Source organism: Streptomyces sp. NPDC090022 (assembly GCF_044748145.1).
In the GTDB taxonomy this organism is placed as follows: Bacteria; Actinomycetota; Actinomycetes; order Streptomycetales; family Streptomycetaceae; genus Streptomyces.
Genome location: NZ_JBIVFN010000021.1, coordinates 18,895 through 39,104, shown reverse-complemented (window position 1 = coordinate 39,104; position 20,210 = coordinate 18,895). Strand labels below are relative to the sequence as shown.

The window sequence follows — 20,210 nt, the reverse complement described above, 5'->3', positions numbered from 1 at the left end:
TGACACGCGACCCACGCGACGGAAACCACAACAGCACACGCGGCCGAGGAGTCACCCGGATGAGCACCCCCCAGAGCGACAGGCTGCGCGGACTGCTGGAGCCGCTCGTCACCGCCAAGGGACTGGACCTCGAGGAGATCGAGACCTCCCGTGCCGGCAAGCGCCGGATGCTGCGGATCATCGTGGATTCCGATGAGGGCGTGGAGCTGGACACCTGCGCCGAGCTGAGCCGGGTCGTCGGAGAGATGCTCGACGAGACCGACGTGATGGGCGAGGGCGAGTACGTCCTCGAGGTCAGCTCCCCGGGCGCGGACCGCCCCCTGACCGAGCACCGCCACTACGTACGGGCGACGGGTCGCCTCGTGAAGTTCCAGCTGTCCGCCGAAGGTGACACGGGTGCCGGGGAACTGGTCGCCCGCATCCTCGGCGTGGACGAGGACGGCCTGGACCTGGAGGTCCCGGGCGTGAAGGGCCGCAAGGCCACCGCCCGCCGCATCGCTTTCACGGACATCGCCAGGGCGCGTGTCGAGATCGAGTTCAACCGCAAGGACAAGAAGGAAGAGGAGGCGTAGCCGTGGACATCGACATGAGTGCCCTGCGGGGTCTGGTCCGGGAGAAGGAGATCTCCTTCGACCTGCTCGTCGAAGCGATCGAGTCGGCCCTCCTCATCGCCTACCACCGCACCGAGGGAAGCTTCCGGCGCGCCCGGGTCGAGCTGGACCGCACCAACGGGCACGTGGTCGTGTGGGCGAAGGAAGACCCTCAGGATCTGGAGGAGGGCCAGGAGGCCAAGGAGTTCGACGACACTCCTTCGGGCTTCGGCCGGATCGCCGCCACCACCGCCAAGCAGGTGATCCTGCAGCGTCTGCGCGACGCCGAGGACGACCTGACGTTCGGCGAGTTCGCCGGCCGCGAGGGCGACGTCATCACCGGTGTGGTGCAGCAGGGCAAGGACCCCAAGAACGTCCTGGTCGACATCGGCAAGCTGGAGGCCATCCTGCCGGTGCAGGAGCAGGTCCCCGGCGAGGAGTACACCCACGGCCTGCGTCTTCGTACGTACGTCGTCCGGGTGGCCAAGGGTGTGCGCGGTCCGTCCGTGACGCTCTCGCGCACCCACCCCAACCTGGTGAAGAAGCTCTTCGCCCTGGAGGTCCCGGAGATCGCCGACGGCAGCGTCGAGATCGCGGCGATCGCCCGCGAGGCCGGCCACCGCACCAAGATCGCGGTGCGTTCCACCCGCTCGGGCCTGAACGCCAAGGGCGCCTGCATCGGCCCGATGGGCGGCCGCGTGCGCAACGTGATGGCCGAGCTGCACGGCGAGAAGATCGACATCGTCGACTGGTCGGACGACCCGGCGGACATGGTGGCCAACGCGCTGTCACCCGCCCGGGTGAGCAAGGTCGAGATCGTCGACCTCGCCTCGCGGTCCGCCCGGGTGACGGTGCCCGACTACCAGCTGTCGCTGGCCATCGGCAAGGAGGGGCAGAACGCCCGCCTCGCCGCACGGCTCACCGGCTGGCGCATCGACATCCGCCCGGACACCGAGCCGGCGGGGGAATAATCGGCTGCCGACCGGGGTTCCCGGCCGGTAGACCTGGAGATACACGACAACAACGTCCGTTCGATTTTTCGCCCGAAGGGGTGAGGTCGGTACGGGGAGGTAGACTGAAGCGTGTCTGGCCGGACGCATGCCAGCGCATGCCCTGAACGCACCTGTGTGGGGTGCCGGGCGCGAGCGGCCAAGAACGAACTGCTGCGGATCGTGGCGATCGGGGACGAATGCGTCCCCGATCCTCGCGGTACGCTGCCCGGCCGGGGTGCGTACGTGCACCCTGCCGTGGTCTGCCTCGACCAGGCGGTGCGCCGCCGGGCGTTCCCCAGGGCCCTTCGGTCCCCGGGAGCACTCGACACGGCGGAGCTGCGCAAGGCCGTGGACACGGCCGCAGAGGCGACACCGTAAGAAGAAGTACGGCACGGAACACCGTGCGGTCAGGTACCTCGCGAGTTGGAAGTAGGTCGAGATTGCGATGAGCACTCGATGAGTACGCGATGAGTACGCCCATGAAGTAGCGACGGTCCGGCGTAACCCGGACCTAAAAGGAGCGAAGTGGCTAAGGTCCGGGTATACGAACTCGCCAAGGAGTTCGGAGTTGAGAGCAAGGTCGTCATGGCCAAGCTCCAAGAACTCGGTGAATTCGTCCGTTCGGCGTCCTCGACGATCGAGGCGCCGGTTGTACGCAAGTTGACTGACGCACTGCAGGGGCCCGGCACCGCCGGCAAGTCCGCTGCAAAGCCCGGCGCGCCCCGCAAGGCCGCGCCCGCCAAGCCCGCGGCGCCCTCCCCGGCGACCGCGGCGCGTCCTGCTGCCCCGAAGCCCGGCGCACCGGCCCCCAAGCCGGCCGCCGCGGAGGCTCCGGCCGTCAGCGCCCCGGTGACGCCGGCCTCTCCCGGCCCGCGTCCCGGTCCCAAGGCCCCGGCCCCGAAGCCCGCTCCGGCGGCTCCGGCCCCGGTCGCGGCCGAATTCCAGGCCCCGCCGTCGGCTCCGGCCGCCCCGGCGCGTCCCGCCGCGACCCCGGGCCCGCGCCCGGCGGCGCAGCGTCCCGCGGCCCCGGGTCAGTCCGGTGCCCGCCCCGGCGCCCCCCGTCCGCAGGGCTCGCAGGCCCCGCGTCCCGGTGGTGCCCAGGCCCCGCGCCCCGGTGGCGCCCGTCCGGCCGGTCCCCGTCCGGGCAACAACCCCTTCACCTCCGGCGGCTCCACCGGCATGGCGCGCCCGCAGGCGCCCCGTCCGGGCGGCGCGCCCCGTCCCGGTGCCCCCGGTGCCGGTCAGGGCGGCCCGCGTCCGCAGGGCGCCGGCCAGGGTGGCCCCCGTCCGCAGGGTCCCGGCCAGGGCGGTCAGCCCGGTGGGCGGCCCTCGCCCGCCGGCATGCCCCGCCCGCAGGGCGGCCCGCGTCCGGGTCCCGGTGGACCCGGTGGTGCTCCCGGTGGTAACCGTCCGAACCCGGGCATGATGCCGCAGCGTCCCGCTGCCGGCCCGCGCCCCGGTCCCGGCGGCCGTGGTCCCGGTGGCCCGGGCGGCGCAGGCCGTCCCGGCGGCGGTGCCGGTCGTCCCGGCGGCGGCGGCTTCGCCGGCCGTCCGGCCGGTCCCGGCTCGCGTCCCGGTGGCGGCGGCGGCTTCGGCGGCCCGCGTCCCGGTGGTGGCGGCGGCTTCGGCGGCGGTCCCGGTGCCGGTGCTGGCGGCGGTGGCCGTCCCGGCTTCGGCGGTCGTCCCGGCGGCCCCGGTGGCCGTGGTGGCACGCAGGGCGCCTTCGGCCGTCCCGGCGGCCCGGCCCGTCGTGGCCGCAAGTCGAAGCGGCAGCGGCGCCAGGAGTACGAGGCCATGCAGGCCCCGTCGGTCGGCGGCGTGATGCTGCCCCGCGGCAACGGCGAAGCCATTCGTCTGTCGCGCGGTGCGTCGCTCACCGACTTCGCGGAGAAGATCAACGCCAACCCGGCGTCGCTCGTCGCCGTGATGATGAACCTGGGCGAGATGGTCACGGCCACCCAGTCCGTGTCGGACGACACGCTGGAGATGCTGGCCCAGGAGATGAACTACACGGTTCAGATCGTCAGCCCGGAGGAGGAGGACCGCGAGCTCCTCGAGTCCTTCGACATCGAGTTCGGCGAGGACGAGGGCGGCGAGGAGTTCCTCGTCGCGCGTCCGCCGGTCGTGACCGTCATGGGTCACGTCGACCACGGTAAGACCCGGCTCCTCGACGCGATCCGCAAGACCAACGTGGTCGCGGGCGAGGCCGGTGGCATCACCCAGCACATCGGTGCCTACCAGGTGGGCACCGAGGTCAACGGTGAAGAGCGCCGCATCACCTTCATCGACACCCCGGGTCACGAGGCGTTCACCGCCATGCGTGCCCGTGGTGCGAAGTCGACCGACATCGCGATCCTCGTGGTCGCGGCCAACGACGGCGTCATGCCGCAGACGATCGAGGCGCTCAACCACGCCAAGGCCGCCGGCGTCCCGATCGTCGTCGCGGTCAACAAGATCGACGTCGAGGGTGCCGACCCGACCAAGGTCCGCGGTCAGCTGACCGAGTTCGGTCTGGTGGCCGAGGAGTACGGCGGCGACACGATGTTCGTCGACATCTCCGCCAAGCAGGGTCTGCACATCGACTCCCTGCTGGAGGCCGTCGTCCTCACCGCCGACGCCTCGCTCGACCTGCGGGCCAACCCGAACCAGGACGCGCAGGGTATTGCGATCGAGTCCCACCTCGACCGCGGTCGCGGTGCCGTCTCCACCGTCCTGGTCCAGCGCGGCACGCTGCGCATCGGCGACACGATGGTCGTCGGCGACGCGTACGGCCGTGTCCGGGCGATGCTCGACGACAAGGGCAACAACGTCGAGGAGGCGACCCCGTCGACTCCCGTCCTGGTCCTGGGTCTCACCAACGTCCCGGGCGCCGGCGACAACTTCCTGGTCGTCGACGAGGACCGGACCGCCCGTCAGATCGCCGAGAAGCGTGCTGCGCGTGAGCGCAACGCCGCCTTCGCCAAGCGCGTCCGCCGGGTGTCCCTCGAAGACCTCGACAAGGTGCTCAAGGCCGGTCTGGTCCAGGAACTCAACCTCATCATCAAGGGCGACGCGTCCGGTGCGGTCGAGGCTCTCGAGTCCTCGCTGCTCCAGCTCGACGTCGGCGAAGAGGTCGACATCCGCGTCCTGCACCGTGGTGTGGGTGCGGTCACCGAGTCCGACATCGACCTGGCGATGGGCTCCGACGCCATCGTCATCGGCTACAACGTCCGTGCGGCCGGCCGTGCCGCGCAGATGGCGGAGCGCGAGGGCGTCGACGTCCGGTACTACTCGGTGATCTACCAGGCCATCGAGGAGATCGAGGCGGCCCTGAAGGGTCTCCTCAAGCCGGAGTACGAAGAGGTCGAGCTCGGTACGGCGGAGATCCGCGAGGTCTTCCGCTCGTCCAAGCTGGGCAACATCGCCGGTGTCCTGGTCCGGTCGGGCGAGGTCAAGCGCAACACCAAGGCGCGCCTGCTGCGCGACGGCAAGGTCGTCGCGGAGAACCTCACCATCTCGGGCCTGCGTCGCTTCAAGGACGACGTCACCGAGATCCGCGAAGGCTTCGAGGGCGGTATCAACCTCGGAAACTTCAACGACATCAAGATCGACGACGTCATCGCGACGTACGAGATGCGCGAGAAGCCGCGCGCCTGACGCGCAGCGATCGCGACTGTCTCACGACTGCTGTCGTGACCGGGGCCGGTCGGCGGAATTTCCGTCGATCGGCCCCGGCCGTTGCGTGTACGGTTCTGGTGACCCTGCCAAGCGTTGGCTGGCAGGCCACCGAACCCGAACCGGCGGGACATCCGGAACTGCATGTACGTGGGGACTCTGTCCTTCGATCTGCTCCTCGGCGACGTCCACTCGTTGAAGGAGAAACGCTCCGTCGTCCGGCCCATCGTGGCCGAGCTCCAGCGCAAGTTCTCCGTGAGCGCTGCCGAGGTGGGTGACCAGGACCTCCACCGCAGAACCCGGATAGGGGTCGCGCTGGTGTCCGGGGACGCGGGGTTCGTGTCGGACGTACTGGACCGCTGTGAGCGGCTGGTCGCGGCACGGCCGGAGGTGGAACTGCTGTCGGTACGACGGCGGCTCCACGGTGATGAAGACTGATTGCTTGACTTGCAAGAAAAGAAGGAGACGGACCAGTGGCCGACAACGCGCGGGCGAAGAAGCTGGCGGACCTCATCCGGGAGGTGGTCGCCCAGAAGCTGCAGCGAGGCATCAAGGACCCGCGCCTCGGTACGCACGTGACGATCACGGACACCCGGGTCACCGGTGACCTGCGGGAGGCCACGGTCTTCTACACGGTCTACGGCGACGACGAGGACCGTGCCAGCGCGGCCGCCGGCCTGGAGAGCGCCAAGGGCATCCTGCGCTCCGCGGTCGGCCGGGCGGCCGGCACCAAGTTCACGCCGACCCTGACCTTCGTGGCGGACGCCCTCCCGGAGAACGCCAAGACCATCGAGGACCTCCTCGACAAGGCGCGGCTCTCCGACGCCCAGGTGCGCGAGGCGTCCTCGGGCGCCGAGTACGCCGGCGAGGCCGACCCGTACAAGAAGCCGGGCGAGGACGACGAGGACGCAGCCGCGGAATGAGCAGCAGGGCACACACCACGCCGGACGGCCTTGTCATCGTCGACAAGCCGTCCGGCTTCACTTCGCACGACGTGGTCGCCAAGATGCGCGGGATCGCCAAGACCCGCCGCGTCGGCCACGCCGGCACCCTCGACCCGATGGCGACGGGTGTCCTCGTCCTGGGCGTGGAGAAGGCCACCAAGCTGCTCGGCCACCTCGCGCTGACCGAGAAGGAGTACCTCGGTACGGTCCGGCTCGGCCAGAACACCCTCACGGACGACGCCGAGGGCGACGTGATCGCCTCCACCGACGCCTCCGGGGTGACCCGGGAGGCCGTCGACGCGGGCATCGCCAAGCTGACCGGCGACATCATGCAGGTGCCGTCGAAGGTCAGCGCCATCAAGATCAACGGCGTGCGGTCCTACAAGCGGGCCCGCGAGGGCGAGGAGTTCGAGATCCCGGCCCGGCCGGTCACGGTCTCCTCGTTCCAGGTGTACGACATGCGCGAGGCGCTGGCCGAGGACGGCACCAAGGTCGTCGACCTGGTCGTCTCCGTGGTCTGCTCCAGCGGTACGTACATCCGCGCCCTGGCCCGCGACCTCGGCGCCGACCTCGGCGTCGGCGGGCACCTGACGGCGCTGCGGCGCACCCGGGTCGGCCCGTACAAGCTGGACCGGGCGCGCACCCTGGACCAGCTCCAGGAGGAGCTGACCGTCATGCCGATCGCGGAGGCCGCGGCCGCCGCGTTCCCGCGCTGGGACCTGGACGCGCGGCGCGCCTCGCTGCTCGCCAACGGGGTGCGGCTGGAGATGCCGGACGAGTACGAGGCCGGCCGGACGGTCGCCGTGTTCGGCCCGCAGGGCACGCTGCTCGGGCTCGTGGAGAGCAAGGGCGGCAAGGCGAAGTCCCTGGCGGTCTTCGTCTGAGCGGCTGCGTCCTGGTCCGGGCGACTGATCGATGGTCGGGTGTTGACGTGGAGCGGTGAGCGCACCGGTGCTGCTGCTCACCGCTCCACGACCCCCCTCGGGTAGGTCTCTATCCATCCGGAGCCCCGTATTCACCCGTCCGAGCAGGCGCTCGGAGTGAATGGAGGGAGCGTACGGGGGCGCTTTCGGCTCACGTGCTTTTCCCGCTGATCTTCACCGACCTACGGTCGTGAGATGGAGCTCACGGGGGAGCTGGTCCAGGTATGTGATCCCACCACCGGTCGGCCGCGCGGCAGCGGCTTCGTGGCCGACGACCGGGGGACCGTACTGACCAGCCACGAGGCCGTCGCCGGCCTGGGAGAGGTGCTGCTGGTGGGGCCCGGCGACGGGCCCCGGCGGGTTGGGGCGCAGGCGGTGACCGCGCTGCCCGAGGCCGGGCTGGCGCTCGTACGCGCCGAAGGGCTCGCCGCGGTGCGGCCGTTGCCGGTGACGGTGCGGGACGGGCTCCCGGCCGGGAGGTACGTGCGGCTGGTCGCGCGGGGCTGGCGGCAGGCGCGGGTGCTGGGGGACGCGGAGGTCACGTACGGCGGCCGGCCGCTGGCGGGGGCGATCGCGCTGGCGCTGGGGACCGACGGCATGGACGCGCTGCGGCTGGGCGGGGAGGCGTGCGGCGGTCCGGTGCTCGACGCGGAAACCGGAGCGGTGCTCGCGGTGGTGTGCACTGCTCTGCATTCGGAGCATCGCTCCGGCGGGTTCGCGGTGGTGCTGCGGGCCGCTGCCGCCTCCTGCCGGCCGCTGGCCGAGCTGCTGGAACGCAACGCGGCGACCGTCCCCGGTTACGGCGCCGACCTCAACCTCGCGGGCGTGCTGCGGCTGGCCGGCGCCACGGTGGCCCCGTTCCTGCCGTACGACGGCCCGGAACCGGTCGAACGCGCGGCCGTCGTCGCCGAGCTGGCCGCCTTCACGGCCGGCGACCGCCCGGTCCTGGCCCTGATCGGCGCCCCCGGCACGGGCCGCACCACCGAACTGGCCTCGTGGGCCCGCCGCCGCACCCTGACCCCGGCCCCCCACCCCACGGTCTTCCTGCGCGGCGCCGACGTACTCCCCGACGACACGTCCCTGTCGGACGCGGTGACCCGGACACTGTGGGCGGCACGGGGCGTGATGGCGGCCGGCCAGGACCATGCCGCAGGCGGCACCGCGGCCGACGGAGGCACGCGGGGCATGGTGTCGGCCGTCCGGGACCACGCCCCGGGTGACACGGCGTCCGACGGAGGCGGCACCGGGGCGCCCGGCAGCGGAACGCCCGCCGACCCGTGGGGCGCCGGGGGCCGGGCGCCCTTCGGCCCGTGGGGTGCCGGGGGCCGGGCGCCCTTCGGCCCGTGGGGTGCCGGGGGCACGTCGGGGTCCGCCGAAAGCGGCGCCCCCCGGGCCCCCGCGGCGGCCGCGCCGGGGGACCCCGGGCGCGTGGCGGCGGCCGTGCCGGGGGACCCCGAGCGCCTGGCGGCGGTCGCCCCGGAGGATCCCCGGAGCCCGGCGGTGGCCGCGCCGGGAGACCACCGGGTCCACGCGGCGGCCCTGCCCGGGGACGCCGGAAGCCTGGCGGCGGCTGTGACCGGGCTCGGGGCCGTGCCGGGGGACCCGCGGAGCCTCGCGGCGGCCGTGACCGGGCTGGCGCAGGGGTACGGACGTCCGCTCGCGGTCCTGCTCGACGCGTCCGAGGAACTGCCCGCGCTGTCCGACCACCGACTGGCCGTGTGGACCCGGGCCACGGTCGACTGGCTGCGGGCGTCCGGCGCCCGGCTGGTGATCACCGGGCGCCCGGAGTGCTGGGAACGCCTGGGAGCCCTGTTCCCGCCGGACGCGCTGCACGTTCCGCGCCGCCCGGCCCGCGGTCTCCCGCCCGCGCTGGGACTGGGCGACCTGACCGCGGACGAGGCGGCGCTGGCCCGGGTCCGCCACGGCATCCCGACGGCGTCGATCGCCCCCGCCGACGCCCGCCACCCGCTCGCCCTGCGCCTGCTGTCGGGCATCCGGGCCGCGGGCGTGACGGCGGGCCGCCCGACCCGCGAAGAGATCTTCTCCGCCCACCTGGACCTGCTGTGCCTGCGCACGGCGATCCGCATCGCCACCCCGGACGCCCCGGGCCCCGGACGCGGGGTCCCGGCCGGCGCCGGGTCCGGTACTCCCCGGTGCGGCCCCGGACCGTCCGGGACGCACGGGTGGACGCCGGACGCGGCGCAGCCCGACCCGTCCGCGTCCCACGGGCCACCCGGGTCGGGCACCGCCTTCACGTCCGGCCGCGCCGGACCCTCCGCGCCGGGCGCCCGGGACGAAGCGCCGACCGCGGATGCCACCGGGCGCCCCCAGCCGCCCTGGCCCCCGACGGGGGCCGGTACCGACGGGGCGGCGGCGGAGGCGGGCCAGCCCGCCGCAGCCGGCCCCGGGCGGTACGGGAGCCCTGCCGGCCCGGCCGGACACGGCCGACGGCCCGCCGCCGCCGCGCCACGAGCCCCCGGCCGCCCCGGCCCCGGAGCCGTCGACGCCGTCCGCGCGTCCGACGGACCCCCCGGCCCGGAGTACGGGCCCGAGCCGACGGCGGGCTGGCCGGGGTCCGGTGCTGGTGCGGGTGTTTCCGGTGCCGCCGCCGGTGGGTCGTGCGGTCCTGCCGGGCAGGTGTACGGGCCCGGGGCGGCCGGTGGTCGGGCCGGCTCCGGGGACGGTGCCGGCGTCATGGCCGGGTGGTACGGCGGTGGTGTCGGGGTCGGGGGTGTGCCTGGCGGTGGGGGCGTGTACGGGCCCGGGGTGCGGCGGTTGGCGGTGCGGGTGGCCGGGCGGTTGCACGCGGCCGCGCGGCGGTGTCTGGGGCCCGGGCAGGGCGAGCTGGACCGGGAGACCTTCGAGACGCTGTTCCCCCGGCGCACCGGCTGGGCCTCGGCCGTGCTCGCCGAGGGGCTGCTGGTGCCCACCGGTACCGGGTACCGGATTGCCCACGAAGAGGTGTCCGACTGGCTCCAGGCCGCCCATCTCGACGTACCTACGGCCCTGGACACCCTCGTGCTGCGGACCGGGCCGGCCACCGCGCCCGCCGTCCCCCGGCACCGCATCGGGCCGGTCCTCGAAGCCCTCCACCAACTGCCCCCGCCGGCCCGCGCCGCGCGCCTGCTCCAGCTGGTCACCGTGCTGACCGCCCGCCCCGCCCCCGACGCCGACCGCGCCTGGTGGGCCTCCCGGCTGCTGCGGGCCTGCCTGCTGCGGGCCGCCGACGCCGAGCCGTTCCTGCCCGTCCTGCACGCCCTCGCCGACCACGTCGCCGAGGACGACGCCGGACCCGGGGGCTTCGGCGGGTCCTTCTGGAACCGGCTGCGCCTGTCCGAGACCGCCCGCCTCGACCTCCTGCGCCGCGCCCTGCCCGCGGACCCCGCCGAGGGCGACCGCTGCCTGGACGCCGCAGGCCGCCGCCTGGCCCGCGACCCGTACGCCGTCCAGCCGCTGCTGATCCAGTGGTTCGGCGACGAACGCCGGCTGCGCGGCCGCCCCGGCGCCACCGTGGCCACCGCCGCCCAGGCACTGCTGCACACCCACCGCGGGCCCGCCCTGGACGACCTCACCGAGGCCCTGGTCGTCGCCGCGCACCCGTGCGCCGACGAACTGCTCGCCGCGCTCGCCGAGGAGGAGCCGTCCGCCGTCTGCCGGGCCGTGGCCCGCTGGGCGCACGACGCCCGCCCCGAGCGCCGGGTCGCCGCCGCGGCGTACGGCCCGGCCGTCGCGGCCCACGTACGCACCCCCGCCGACCGCGAACTGCTGCGCCACGCCGCGCAGGCCCTGCTCGCGCGCCCCACCGACGCCACCCTGCACGGCAGCGCACTCGCCGTCCTGCTCCGGGACCCGCACGTCCGCGGCCGCTACGCGCAGCAGGCCCTCGCCTGCTTCCGCGAGCGCGGCGCGCGGCTGCCCGCCGACGCCCTGGTCGCCGCACTGCCCCTGCTGCCCGACCCCGACGCCGTCTTCGACGTCCTGCGCGAGCGCGCCGACGGCGAGGTGCTGCGCGCCCTCGCCGCCCTGACGACACCCGCGCTCGCCCGCCGCGCCGGCGACCTCGTCCGCGACCACCTCGCCCGCCGCCCCGAGGACGCCCCGCACGCCGCCGTGTTCGTCGACCGCCGCCTGGACCAGGGCCCGGCCGCCCGGGCGGTCCTGCAGCCGCTGGTCGCCGGACTGCTGCGCGGACCGCTGCCGGTACGGATCGCGCTCGCCGGTGTCCTCGCCGCACCCGGGGGCGAGGACTCCCGGGCGTTGCGCGGCGAGCTGGCCGACGTACTGCTGCGCGAGGAGCAGGACCCGCGGGTGCTGGAGGCGGTCCTCGGGGCGCTCGCGCGCGGGGCCGCCGTACGGGACGAGGCCCGCACCCGGGAGCTGCTGCGCCGCACCGCGCGGCAGCTGCTGCGGGCGCCCGGCGGCGCGGCCGTGTTCGAACGGTCGACGCTCCAGCTGGCCCGCACGGCACCCCGGTTCGCGGTGCTGGTGGCCCGCTGGCTGGCCGAGGACACCACGGCTGGCGCCGCGCTGCTGGGGCCTGGCGCTCGACGTACGGTCGAGAGCCTGTCCCGTACCTGACAGGGATCTGGCCAGGAGCCGGGACCCGGCTGGCAGACTGGTGGCGGCCCCGCGGAGCCGGACGCCGATGCGGGCCCTCGACGACCGGCATGGCAGTCTTAGACCTGCAATCTCTACAGGCATACACGGGTTTCGGGCGAGGAGCGGTCACAGTGCAGCGGTGGCGTGGCTTGGAGGACATCCCCCAGGACTGGGGACGCAGCGTCGTCACCATCGGCTCCTACGACGGCGTCCACCGGGGTCATCAGCTGATCATCGGCCGGGCCGTGGCCCGCGCCCGCGAGCTCGGCGTGCCGTCGGTCGTGGTCACCTTCGACCCGCATCCCAGCGAGGTCGTCCGCCCCGGCAGCCACCCGCCGCTGCTGGCCCCGCACCACCGCCGGGCCGAGCTGATGGAGGGCCTCGGCGTCGACGCGGTGCTGATCCTGCCCTTCACCGCCGAGTTCTCGCAGCTGTCCCCGGCCGACTTCATCGTCAAGGTGCTCGTCGACAAGCTGCACGCGCGCGCCGTCATAGAGGGCCCGAACTTCCGCTTCGGCCACCGCGCCGCCGGCAACGTCGACTTCCTGCGCGAACTGGGCGCCACGTACGACTACCAGGTCGAGGTCATCGACCTGGTGGTGCGCGGCGAGGCGGGCGGCGGCGTGCCGTTCTCCTCGACGCTCGCGCGCCGGCTGGTCGCCGAGGGCGACATGGAGGGCGCGGCCGAGATCCTCGGCCGGCCGCACCGGGTCGAGGGCGTCGTGGTGCGCGGTGCGCAGCGCGGGCGCGAGCTCGGCTACCCGACGGCGAACGTCGAGACCCTCCCGCACACCGCGATCCCGGCGGACGGCGTGTACGCGGGCTGGCTGACGGCGGACGGCGAGCGGATGCCGGCGGCGATCTCGGTCGGCACGAACCCGCAGTTCGACGGGACGGAGCGGACGGTCGAGGCGTACGCGATCGACCGGGTCGGACTGGACCTGTACGGGCTGCACGTGACCGTCGACTTCCTCGCGTACGTGCGCGGCATGGCGAAGTTCGAGTCGCTGGAGGGCCTGCTGGAGGCGATCGCGGACGACGTCAAGCGGGCGCGGGCGCTGACGGAGGCGTACGACACGGCGCGCTGAGCGCAGGCTGGAAGAACGGGCGAGGGCCCGTACCGTCCGGGCAGGACGGTACGGGCCCTCGGCGTTGTCCGGGCTACTGGCCCTGCGACTGGCGCGGGTCCTGCGGCGGGGCGGGCGGCTGCTGCGGCCAGCCCTGGCCGGGCTGCGGCTGGTACGGCTGACCCGGCTGCGGCTGCTGCTGCGGCGGCTGGCCGTACGGCTGGGGCTGCTGCGGGTAGGGCTGCGGCTGACCGTACGGCTGGGGCTGCTGGGGCTGCTGCGGCGGCTGGCCGTAGGGGCCGGGTGCGCCGGGCGCCGGGGGCTGCCCCTGCGGGTACGGCTGCTGCTGCGGGTAGGGCTGCTGACCGTACGGCTGCTGCTGCGGCTGCTGGCCGTACGGGGCCTGCTGCGGGAGGTGCTGGCCGGCGGCACCCCACTGGTTGTGCGCCTGCTGCTGGGCCCGCTGGAAGTCCTCGGCCACCAGGGCGGACAGGTGGAAGTACGCCTCGCGCGTCTTGGGCCGCATCATGTCGAGGTCGACCTCGGCGCCGGCGGCGAGGTGCTCGTCGAAGGGCACCACGACCACACCGCGGCAGCGGGTCTCGAAGTGCTGGACGATGTCCTCGACCTTGATCATCTTGCCGGTCTCGCGGACTCCGGAGATCACGGTGAGGGAGCGCGAGACGAGGTCGGCGTAGCCGTGCGCGGAGAGCCAGTCGAGCGTGGTGCTCGCGCTGCTCGCGCCGTCCACGGACGGCGTCGAGATGATGATCAGCTGATCGGCCAGGTCCAGGACGCCGCGCATGGCGGAGTACAGCAGGCCGGTGCCCGAGTCGGTGAGGATGATCGGGTACTGGCGGCCCAGGACCTCGATCGCCCGCCGGTAGTCCTCGTCGTTGAACGTCGTCGAGACGGCCGGGTCCACGTCGTTGGCGATGATCTCCAGCCCGGAGGGGGCCTGGGAGGTGAACCGCCGGATGTCCATGTACGAGTTCAGGTACGGGATCGCCTGGACGAGGTCACGGATGGTGGCCCCGGTCTCACGGCGCACGCGGCGGCCGAGGGTGCCGGCGTCCGGGTTCGCGTCGATGGCGAGGATCTTGTCCTGGCGCTCGGTCGCGAGGGTCGCGCCGAGGGCGGTGGTCGTCGTGGTCTTGCCGACGCCGCCCTTGAGGCTGATCACCGCGATGCGGTAGCACGACAGCACGGGCGTGCGGATCAGCTCCAGCTTGCGCTGGCGCTCGGCCTCGGCCGCCTTGCCGCCGAGGCGGAAGAGGGATCCGGAACCGCCGCCCGCGCGGCTGCTCTTGGGCTTCTGCTTGTTGCGCAGCAGGCGGTCGGAGGACAGCTCCACGGCGGCGGTGTACCCGAGGGGGGCACCGCCGGCGGGGGACTGCTGGAACCGGGGGTCCTGCGGACCGGGGCCGCCGGGGCCGGGGTTCGCACCGGGGTTCGGACCGGGGTGGGGGTGCTGGCCCGGGTGCTGGGCCTGCTGGGCCTGCTGGGCCTGCTGGGGCCACCCGGGAGCGGCTTGGTGCGCGTCGGGCTGCGGGGGTACGGGGGCCGGGGGCTGCGGGAACCCGTAGCTGCCGCCCGCCTGCGGCTGCCCCGGAACCTGCGGCTGCCCCGGAATCTGGGGCTGGGCATGGGCCTGGGCCTGGGGCTGGGCCGGGGGCTGTGCCTGGTCCTGCGGCGGGAGCGGCGGGAAACCGTACCCGGCCGGGGGCTGCTGCGGTGCCTGCGGCTGGGCGGGCGCCTGCGGGGTCTGCCCGGCCTGCTGCGGGGCGGGCGGGAACCCGTAACCGGCGGGCGGCTGTTGCTGCGCCTGGGCGGGCGGGAAGCCGTACCCGGCCGGGGGCTGGGGCGGCGGGAAGCCGTAGCCCGCCTGCGGGGCGGGCGCCGGCTCCGCCGGGTTCGCCGGGAAGGTGGGCGGCAGCGGCGGCAGCCCGCCCTGCGGCGCGGGCGGCGTGGCCCACGGCTGGTCGGCGGGCGGGGCGTCCTGGGGCTCGCCTGTCGCCGGAAGGGGCGACGGCACGGCGTCCGTGGGGCTGTCACCCGTACCGGTGGCGCCCGGCGCCGGAACCGGCGTACCGGAGTCGGGAGTCGGGGTCCGGGGCGCGGCGTCGGCGGCCGGAGCGGCGTAGGGGTCGGTGGAGGAGGCGCCGTCGGCCGGCAGCGCGGTCTCCACGGGCACCTCGAGGGGCTTGGGAGCCGTGAACGGGCCCGGCGTGCCGGAGTGGGTGCCGCTCGCCGGGGTGACGTGCGCGTCCGCGGCGGCGTCGGCCACGGGGGCGCTGTCGGCCGCAGCGGCCGCCGGGAGCGGGGCACCGGCGTCCGCCGGTTCCGGCGCCGCCTCCGCCGTCTCCACCGGCTCCGGGGCGTCCGGCAGTCCCGGGTACGTGGTGCCCGCGGCGGGTGTCACCGGGGCGGCCGCCGCCGGGACGGGGCCGGAAAGCCCTTCGGCGGGGGTCCCCGAGATGTCCGGGACAGCCGGAGCCGGAGCCGGAACCGGCGCAGGAGTCGAAGCCGCGGGCAGACCATATGAGCCCCCGTCCACCGGAGCCGCGGGCAGACCCGGGTACGAGCCGCCGTCGGCCGGGGCCGCGGGCGCCGCCGCCGGCCCGCCGGGGTACGAGGTGCCGTCCGCCGGGCCCGCCGGGTGGCCCGGGTTCGAGCCGCCGTCGGCCGGAGCCCCGAAAGCGGGAGCCTCGGACAGCGGAGCACCGGATCCCGGCATCCCCGGCACAGGCGCGCCGGACACCGGCGTCCCCGGAACCGGCGTACCGGATCCCGGCATCCCAGCCACCGGCGTACCGGACGCCGGCATCCCCGGAACCGGCGTACCGGACGCCGGCATCCCCGGAACCGGCGCACCGGGCATCGGCGCGCCCGGACCAGCCGGAACCGGCGCCCCCGTGCCCGGCATGCCGGCCGCCCCCGTACCCGGCACCGGATCCGGCGCAGCGCCCGGGGCGATGCGCATCGTCGATGGGGAGCTCACGTCACCGGGGCGGTGCGGTTCGAAGCCGCTGCCCTCCGGCAGGCCCGGGACCGCGCCGGCCGAGGGCGCGTTCTGCGTGTACCAGGCCGGCGGGGTGTAGTCGATGGTGAACTCGCCCGTCAGCTCGGGCTCCGCGTCGGACTGATCGTCCGTCGGGACGTCCCACGTCCCGCCGCGGCTCTCGTTCCGATCGCCGTTCACTACGTCCTCCTGGTCTGGTCGCGCACGGTGGGGCGCCTCCATCGGCGCCGCGCCCACCGTCAGCCTAATCGTGCCCGGCATCCGAAGCCCGGCCCCCCGTCGGGTCGCCCGTACGGCCGCCCCTCGATACGCCCCTGCCCGCAGGGCCAACACCGCAAGCCCCGCGCCGAGTCCGCCGTGCCCGGTCCGCCGCGGAAACCCGTCACCCGACGGCGGCGAACCGCACCGCACCCGAAGCGCACCCGCACCGCACCCGCACCGCACCCGCACCGGACCCGCACCGGAACGACACCGAACCCATGCGGACCACATACGGACCGCATCCGGACCGAAACGCACCGAACCGCCGCGTACCGCCCGGCACCGCGCGCCTCAGTCGATCCGGCGCGCCGCGCCCAGCAGTCCCGTCTCCGCCTCGGTCCCCTGAGTCATCACGAACTGGCGGTCCCGCTGGTTGCACCACAGCGTCACCCCGTCGCCCAGCGTCGGAAGCGACTCCACGGCCGTGCGCGGCAGGTTCATCAGCCGGCCCAGCTGCTCCGCCTCGTCCGGCGAGACCCGCTGCACGCCCACCAGCGACGACTGCTGCACCAGCCGCGGTGCCGTCGGGCTCAGGTACGGCAGCAGCGTCAGCACCGCCTGCCACGGTCCGGCCACCACCCGGCCCCGCGGCGGGCGCATCCCGCAGTCGCGGACGACCAGCACCGGGCTGCCCGCCGACGCACCCTGCGGCGGCACCCGGCCCACCTCGTGCAGCGTCACGCACTGCTGGCCGCCGCCCGCCGCCTGCGCCAGCGGCGCCCAGACCTGCGCGCGGCCCGTCTCGACGGCCACCCGGGCGCCCGTCGCCGCCGCCCGCAGCGCCAGGACCTGCGCCGTCCACAGCCCGCCGATGAGCGTCACCTCGTACGGGGTGGGGCGGTTGACGCCCAGCACGGCCGGGCGGCCCTCGGAGTCCACGCCGATGACGACGCCGTCGTCCCCGACCGGCAGCGCCAGCACGTCCAGCTCCTGCGCCGCGACCGTGTGCCGTTCCCGGCGCGGGCCGATCAGCCCGTAGCCCATCCTCATCGCGCGCCTCCCAGCGGCAGCGAAGCCAGTACGCCCGGCAGCTGTTCGCGGTCGAGCCGGACCAGTCCGGTCTTCACCCCGCGGGCCGTGCGCTCCAGCTCCCGCCGGGCCGCGACCAGTTCCTCGTCGCTGCGCCCGGTGATCCGGACGTGACCGGTCAGGGTCACCCCCCGCCGGTCGGCCGGGGCCAGCGTCAGGCTGAAGTTCGTCGCCAGCGCCGGCAGCGAGGTCAGCAGGGCCACGAAGTGCGGCAGCGGCGCGGCCCCGCCGCCCAACTGCGGCCAGCGGGCTATCCAGTACGTCGTGTGCCGCCGGTCGTCGCAGCGCCAGGTCCGCGGTGTCTCCTCGGTACGCCGCCCCGCGGTCGCCGAGCGGCCCGCCTGGGTGATCGCCATCGGATTCGCGCACGAGGACGTGGCCAGCGCGGCCGTCAGCTCCTGCTCGGTCAGCACGGTCGCCCGGAACCCCGCGCCCGCCAGCCGGCTCGCCAACTGGTCGGCCGCGCGCACCACGCAGCGCTGCGCGCCCGCGAGCCCGCCGCCGCGCGCGGCGACCGCCTCCGGACACAGTTCGGGATCCAGCTTGAGCGCGATCCAGGTCAGCCGCACCGCCGGGGTGCCGGTCCGGGCCTGCAGCGGCGCGTAGTTGCGGGTCGCCATCGACTGGGCCGGCAGGTGCGGCGCGGGCGCCGGCTGGGTGTGCTGCACCAGCTGCGCGGACTCCAGCCTGATGCCGTCGACCTCCAGCACGCCCCGTATCAGGCCCAGCGGCAGCGGCCGGGCGGCCCGGTCCTCGCGCAGCGCGGTCGCGTCGGTGTCCACCTGGACCACCACCGTCAGGAACGTGCCGTCGCCGATCATCCCGACCGGACGGCGGTCACGGTCGCTGAACGTGTAGGTGCGCAGTGCCGGATCGGCCTCCACCAGCGGCGCCAGCCCCGGCTCGGTGCCCGGCGGCACCGTCAGTGCGGCCGCCCGCCGCCGGCGCGCGCGCAGCGCGAGCGCGGAGCCGATCCACTCGGGCAGCGAGCGCTGGTGGCGGCGCACGACGGCCAGCACGACGAGCACGGCGGCCACCACACCGGCAGGCACCAGCAGCAGGGTGTCGACGACCCAGGCCACGAGCAGCACCGCGGCTGCCGCCTGGAGCAGCACCAACTGTTGCAATCGGAACGGACCGAACCGTCCCGGGCTCGACTTCGGATACGGCGTCACACCGCCCTGCGGCGGTGCGGCCGCGGCCGCTCGGCGGCGCGTCGCGGTGGCCATCACTCGCGCACTTCCCCTTCCCGGGGCCAGACCCCGAAAGCCCCGCGGAACCGCGGCCCGTGCCCGCGTCTCCCCGGAATCTCCCCAATCCACCCCAACAAGCCCTGATCACCCCGGAACGGAAGGCACTGAGCGGCAGCCTCACCCTACCCGCCCCCTGCGCACCCTCCGTCAACAGGCATAGTAGGTGGCCGGTCCGACAAACGAGGCCCGGGGACGGGGGCACCTCCCAGCGGTAGCTGGGGGAGTACTCACCGGCCGGGCCGGGCGGGGAGAAGCAGGCGGTCATGGCATCACGACGTGATGAGCTCAACGCGTACACCTTTGCGAAGCGGCGCACGGTGGCGGCCTTCCTGCAGCCGTCCGCGACGGGCACCGAGGAAGGGGCCCCCAGGCCGCTGCGCGCGATCGTGCCGGGGCTGGTGGTCGGAGCGCTGGTCCTCGCGACGTTCGGCGCGTGGGGGATGTTCAAGCCCAAGGCCCCCAAGGGCTGGGACGAGCCCGGCGCGAAGGTCATCGTCGGCAAGAACTCGACCACCCGCTACGTGGTGCTGACCACCAAGGTGGGCGGCAAGGACCAGACCCGGCTGCACCCCGTGCTCAACCTCGCCTCCGCCCGACTGCTGCTGGATCCGCAGAAGTTCAAGGTCATCACCGTCGACGACAAGACCCTCGACAGTGGGAAGCCGCCGCGCGGGCCCATCATCGGCATCCAGTACGCCCCCGACCGGCTGCCGTCCGCCAAGGACGCCGGCACCGCCAAGCGCTGGGCCGTCTGCCAGCAGCCCGGCGGCAACGGCAGGGGCGTGCAGACCGCCGCCTTCGTCCTCGCCGACCGTGAGGCCCGCCTGCTCGACGACGAGCGCAAGGTCGCCGACGGCCAGGTGCTGTACGTACAGAGCACGGGCGAGACCAGGACCCGCTACCTCGTCGACGCGGCCGGCACCAAGTACAAGTTCCCCGACGGCGCCGCGGGCACCCCGGCCGCCGCCGACGCCCAGAAGCTCACCAACGCCCTGGTGGGCAGCGGCACCCCGCAGGAGGTCAGCGACGCGTGGCTGGCCACGCTGCGCGACGGCGAGCCCCTCGGCTTCCCGCAACTTCCCGGCACGGTCGGCGCGGACGCCGGCGTCCCCGGCCTGGTCACCGCCGACAACCGGGTCGGCACGGTGCTGCGCGCCCAGACCGGCTCCGGCCCGCAGCACTACGTGGTGCTGCCGGGCAAGGTGGCCCCGGTCTCCGACTTCGTGGCGTGGCTGCTGATCAGCGCGCCCGCCACCGACATGCTCAACATGAACGGCAAGCCGCGCGAGGTGGACATGCAGTCCCTCAGCCCGGACGCCACCCCGTTCAAGGGCGACGCCCGCTGGCCGGTGAAGAAGGCCACGCAGATCAACCGCGTCGGCGCGGCCGCCGGCGCCGCGGGCACCTCCGGCGCCCCGGCGCAGGGCGGCGACCGCGACACCGTCTGCAACGTGCTGCGCTCGGTCGACGGCTCGGGCAACCAGACGATGAGCACGTGGGCGGGGACCGGCTTCCCCATCGACATCACCGCCAGCGGCGCCAGTTCGTACGTCACCCCCGGCTCGGGCCTGCTCTACACGCAGACCCAGGGCCGGCAGGCCACCGCCGGCGGCTCCCTCTTCCTGGTCACCGACACGGGCCTGCGGTACGCCGTCCAGGCCAACGGTGACAGCGACGCCGCGAAGTCGGGCATCGGCGCCGCCGACCCGAAGAAGGACTCCACCGACGGGCGCCCCGAGGCCAGCCAGGCCCAGACCCGCCTGGGCTACGGCAGCGTCACCCCCGCCCTGGTGCCGATCGCCTGGTCGGAGTTCCTCTCCAAGGGCCCGCGTCTGGACACCAACGCGGCCCGCCAGCCGCAGGGTTCGTGAGGCCG

Annotated in this window: 13 protein-coding genes; 10 read left to right on the top strand and 3 right to left on the bottom strand. The window is 74.7% G+C overall.

Annotated elements, in window-relative coordinates:
* Positions 1-59: 59 nt before the first annotated feature.
* From rimP to ACIPXB_RS28380, 9 genes are all read left to right on the top strand, one after another.
* Positions 60-572: a ribosome maturation factor RimP gene (gene rimP, locus ACIPXB_RS28420; RefSeq protein WP_401454327.1), complete on the top strand. Its 513-nt coding sequence runs from the start codon at positions 60-62 to the stop codon at positions 570-572.
* Positions 573-574: 2 nt separating this feature from the next.
* A complete protein-coding gene (nusA, locus tag ACIPXB_RS28415; RefSeq protein WP_401454326.1) occupies positions 575-1,561 on the top strand; it encodes a transcription termination factor NusA in 987 nt (328 codons plus the stop codon).
* A 111-nt stretch (positions 1,562-1,672) separates the two neighbouring features.
* Positions 1,673-1,960: a YlxR family protein gene (locus ACIPXB_RS28410; RefSeq protein WP_401454325.1), complete on the top strand. Its 288-nt coding sequence runs from the start codon at positions 1,673-1,675 to the stop codon at positions 1,958-1,960.
* 147 nt (positions 1,961-2,107) lie between these two features.
* Positions 2,108-5,218 carry a translation initiation factor IF-2 gene (gene infB / locus ACIPXB_RS28405; protein WP_401454324.1) on the top strand — a complete coding sequence of 1,037 codons (3,111 nt, stop codon included), beginning with the start codon at positions 2,108-2,110 and terminating at the stop codon, positions 5,216-5,218.
* Positions 5,219-5,380: 162 nt separating this feature from the next.
* On the top strand, positions 5,381-5,674 hold the full coding sequence (locus tag ACIPXB_RS28400; RefSeq protein WP_125643693.1) for a DUF503 domain-containing protein: 294 nt from the start codon (positions 5,381-5,383) through the stop codon (positions 5,672-5,674).
* A gap of 35 nt (positions 5,675-5,709) precedes the next feature.
* Positions 5,710-6,159 carry a 30S ribosome-binding factor RbfA gene (gene rbfA, locus ACIPXB_RS28395; RefSeq protein WP_401454323.1) on the top strand — a complete coding sequence of 150 codons (450 nt, stop codon included), beginning with the start codon at positions 5,710-5,712 and terminating at the stop codon, positions 6,157-6,159.
* The gene (gene truB / locus ACIPXB_RS28390; RefSeq protein WP_401454322.1) at positions 6,156-7,064 is read left to right on the top strand and encodes a tRNA pseudouridine(55) synthase TruB; all 909 of its coding nucleotides are present in this window, start codon (positions 6,156-6,158) and stop codon (positions 7,062-7,064) included. Before rbfA ends, truB begins: the two co-directional genes overlap by 4 nt.
* Before the next feature lie 234 nt (positions 7,065-7,298).
* A complete protein-coding gene (locus ACIPXB_RS28385; RefSeq protein ID WP_401454320.1) occupies positions 7,299-11,681 on the top strand; it encodes a hypothetical protein in 4,383 nt (1,460 codons plus the stop codon).
* A gap of 152 nt (positions 11,682-11,833) precedes the next feature.
* Positions 11,834-12,790: a bifunctional riboflavin kinase/FAD synthetase gene (locus tag ACIPXB_RS28380; RefSeq protein ID WP_401454319.1), complete on the top strand. Its 957-nt coding sequence runs from the start codon at positions 11,834-11,836 to the stop codon at positions 12,788-12,790.
* 73 nt (positions 12,791-12,863) lie between these two features.
* Here the strand turns inward: ACIPXB_RS28380 and ACIPXB_RS28375 are convergent, their stop codons facing one another.
* The 3 genes from ACIPXB_RS28375 to eccE form a co-directional block, all read right to left on the bottom strand.
* On the bottom strand, positions 12,864-16,013 hold the full coding sequence (locus tag ACIPXB_RS28375; RefSeq protein ID WP_401454415.1) for an SCO5717 family growth-regulating ATPase: 3,150 nt from the start codon (positions 16,011-16,013) through the stop codon (positions 12,864-12,866).
* Positions 16,014-16,343: 330 nt separating this feature from the next.
* Positions 16,344-17,042 (bottom strand): hypothetical protein, encoded by a 699-nt coding sequence (locus tag ACIPXB_RS28370; RefSeq protein WP_401454318.1) that lies wholly within the window; start codon positions 17,040-17,042, stop codon positions 16,344-16,346.
* Positions 17,039-18,310, bottom strand: a complete 1,272-nt coding sequence (eccE, locus tag ACIPXB_RS28365; protein ID WP_401454316.1) for a type VII secretion protein EccE — start codon at positions 18,308-18,310, stop codon at positions 17,039-17,041. Before eccE ends, ACIPXB_RS28370 begins: the two co-directional genes overlap by 4 nt.
* Positions 18,311-18,597: 287 nt before the next feature.
* Between eccE and eccB the strand changes: the two genes are divergently transcribed.
* Complete coding sequence (gene eccB / locus ACIPXB_RS28360; protein ID WP_401454315.1) at positions 18,598-20,205, top strand: type VII secretion protein EccB; 1,608 nt, start codon at positions 18,598-18,600, stop codon at positions 20,203-20,205.
* Positions 20,206-20,210 lie beyond the last annotated feature (5 nt).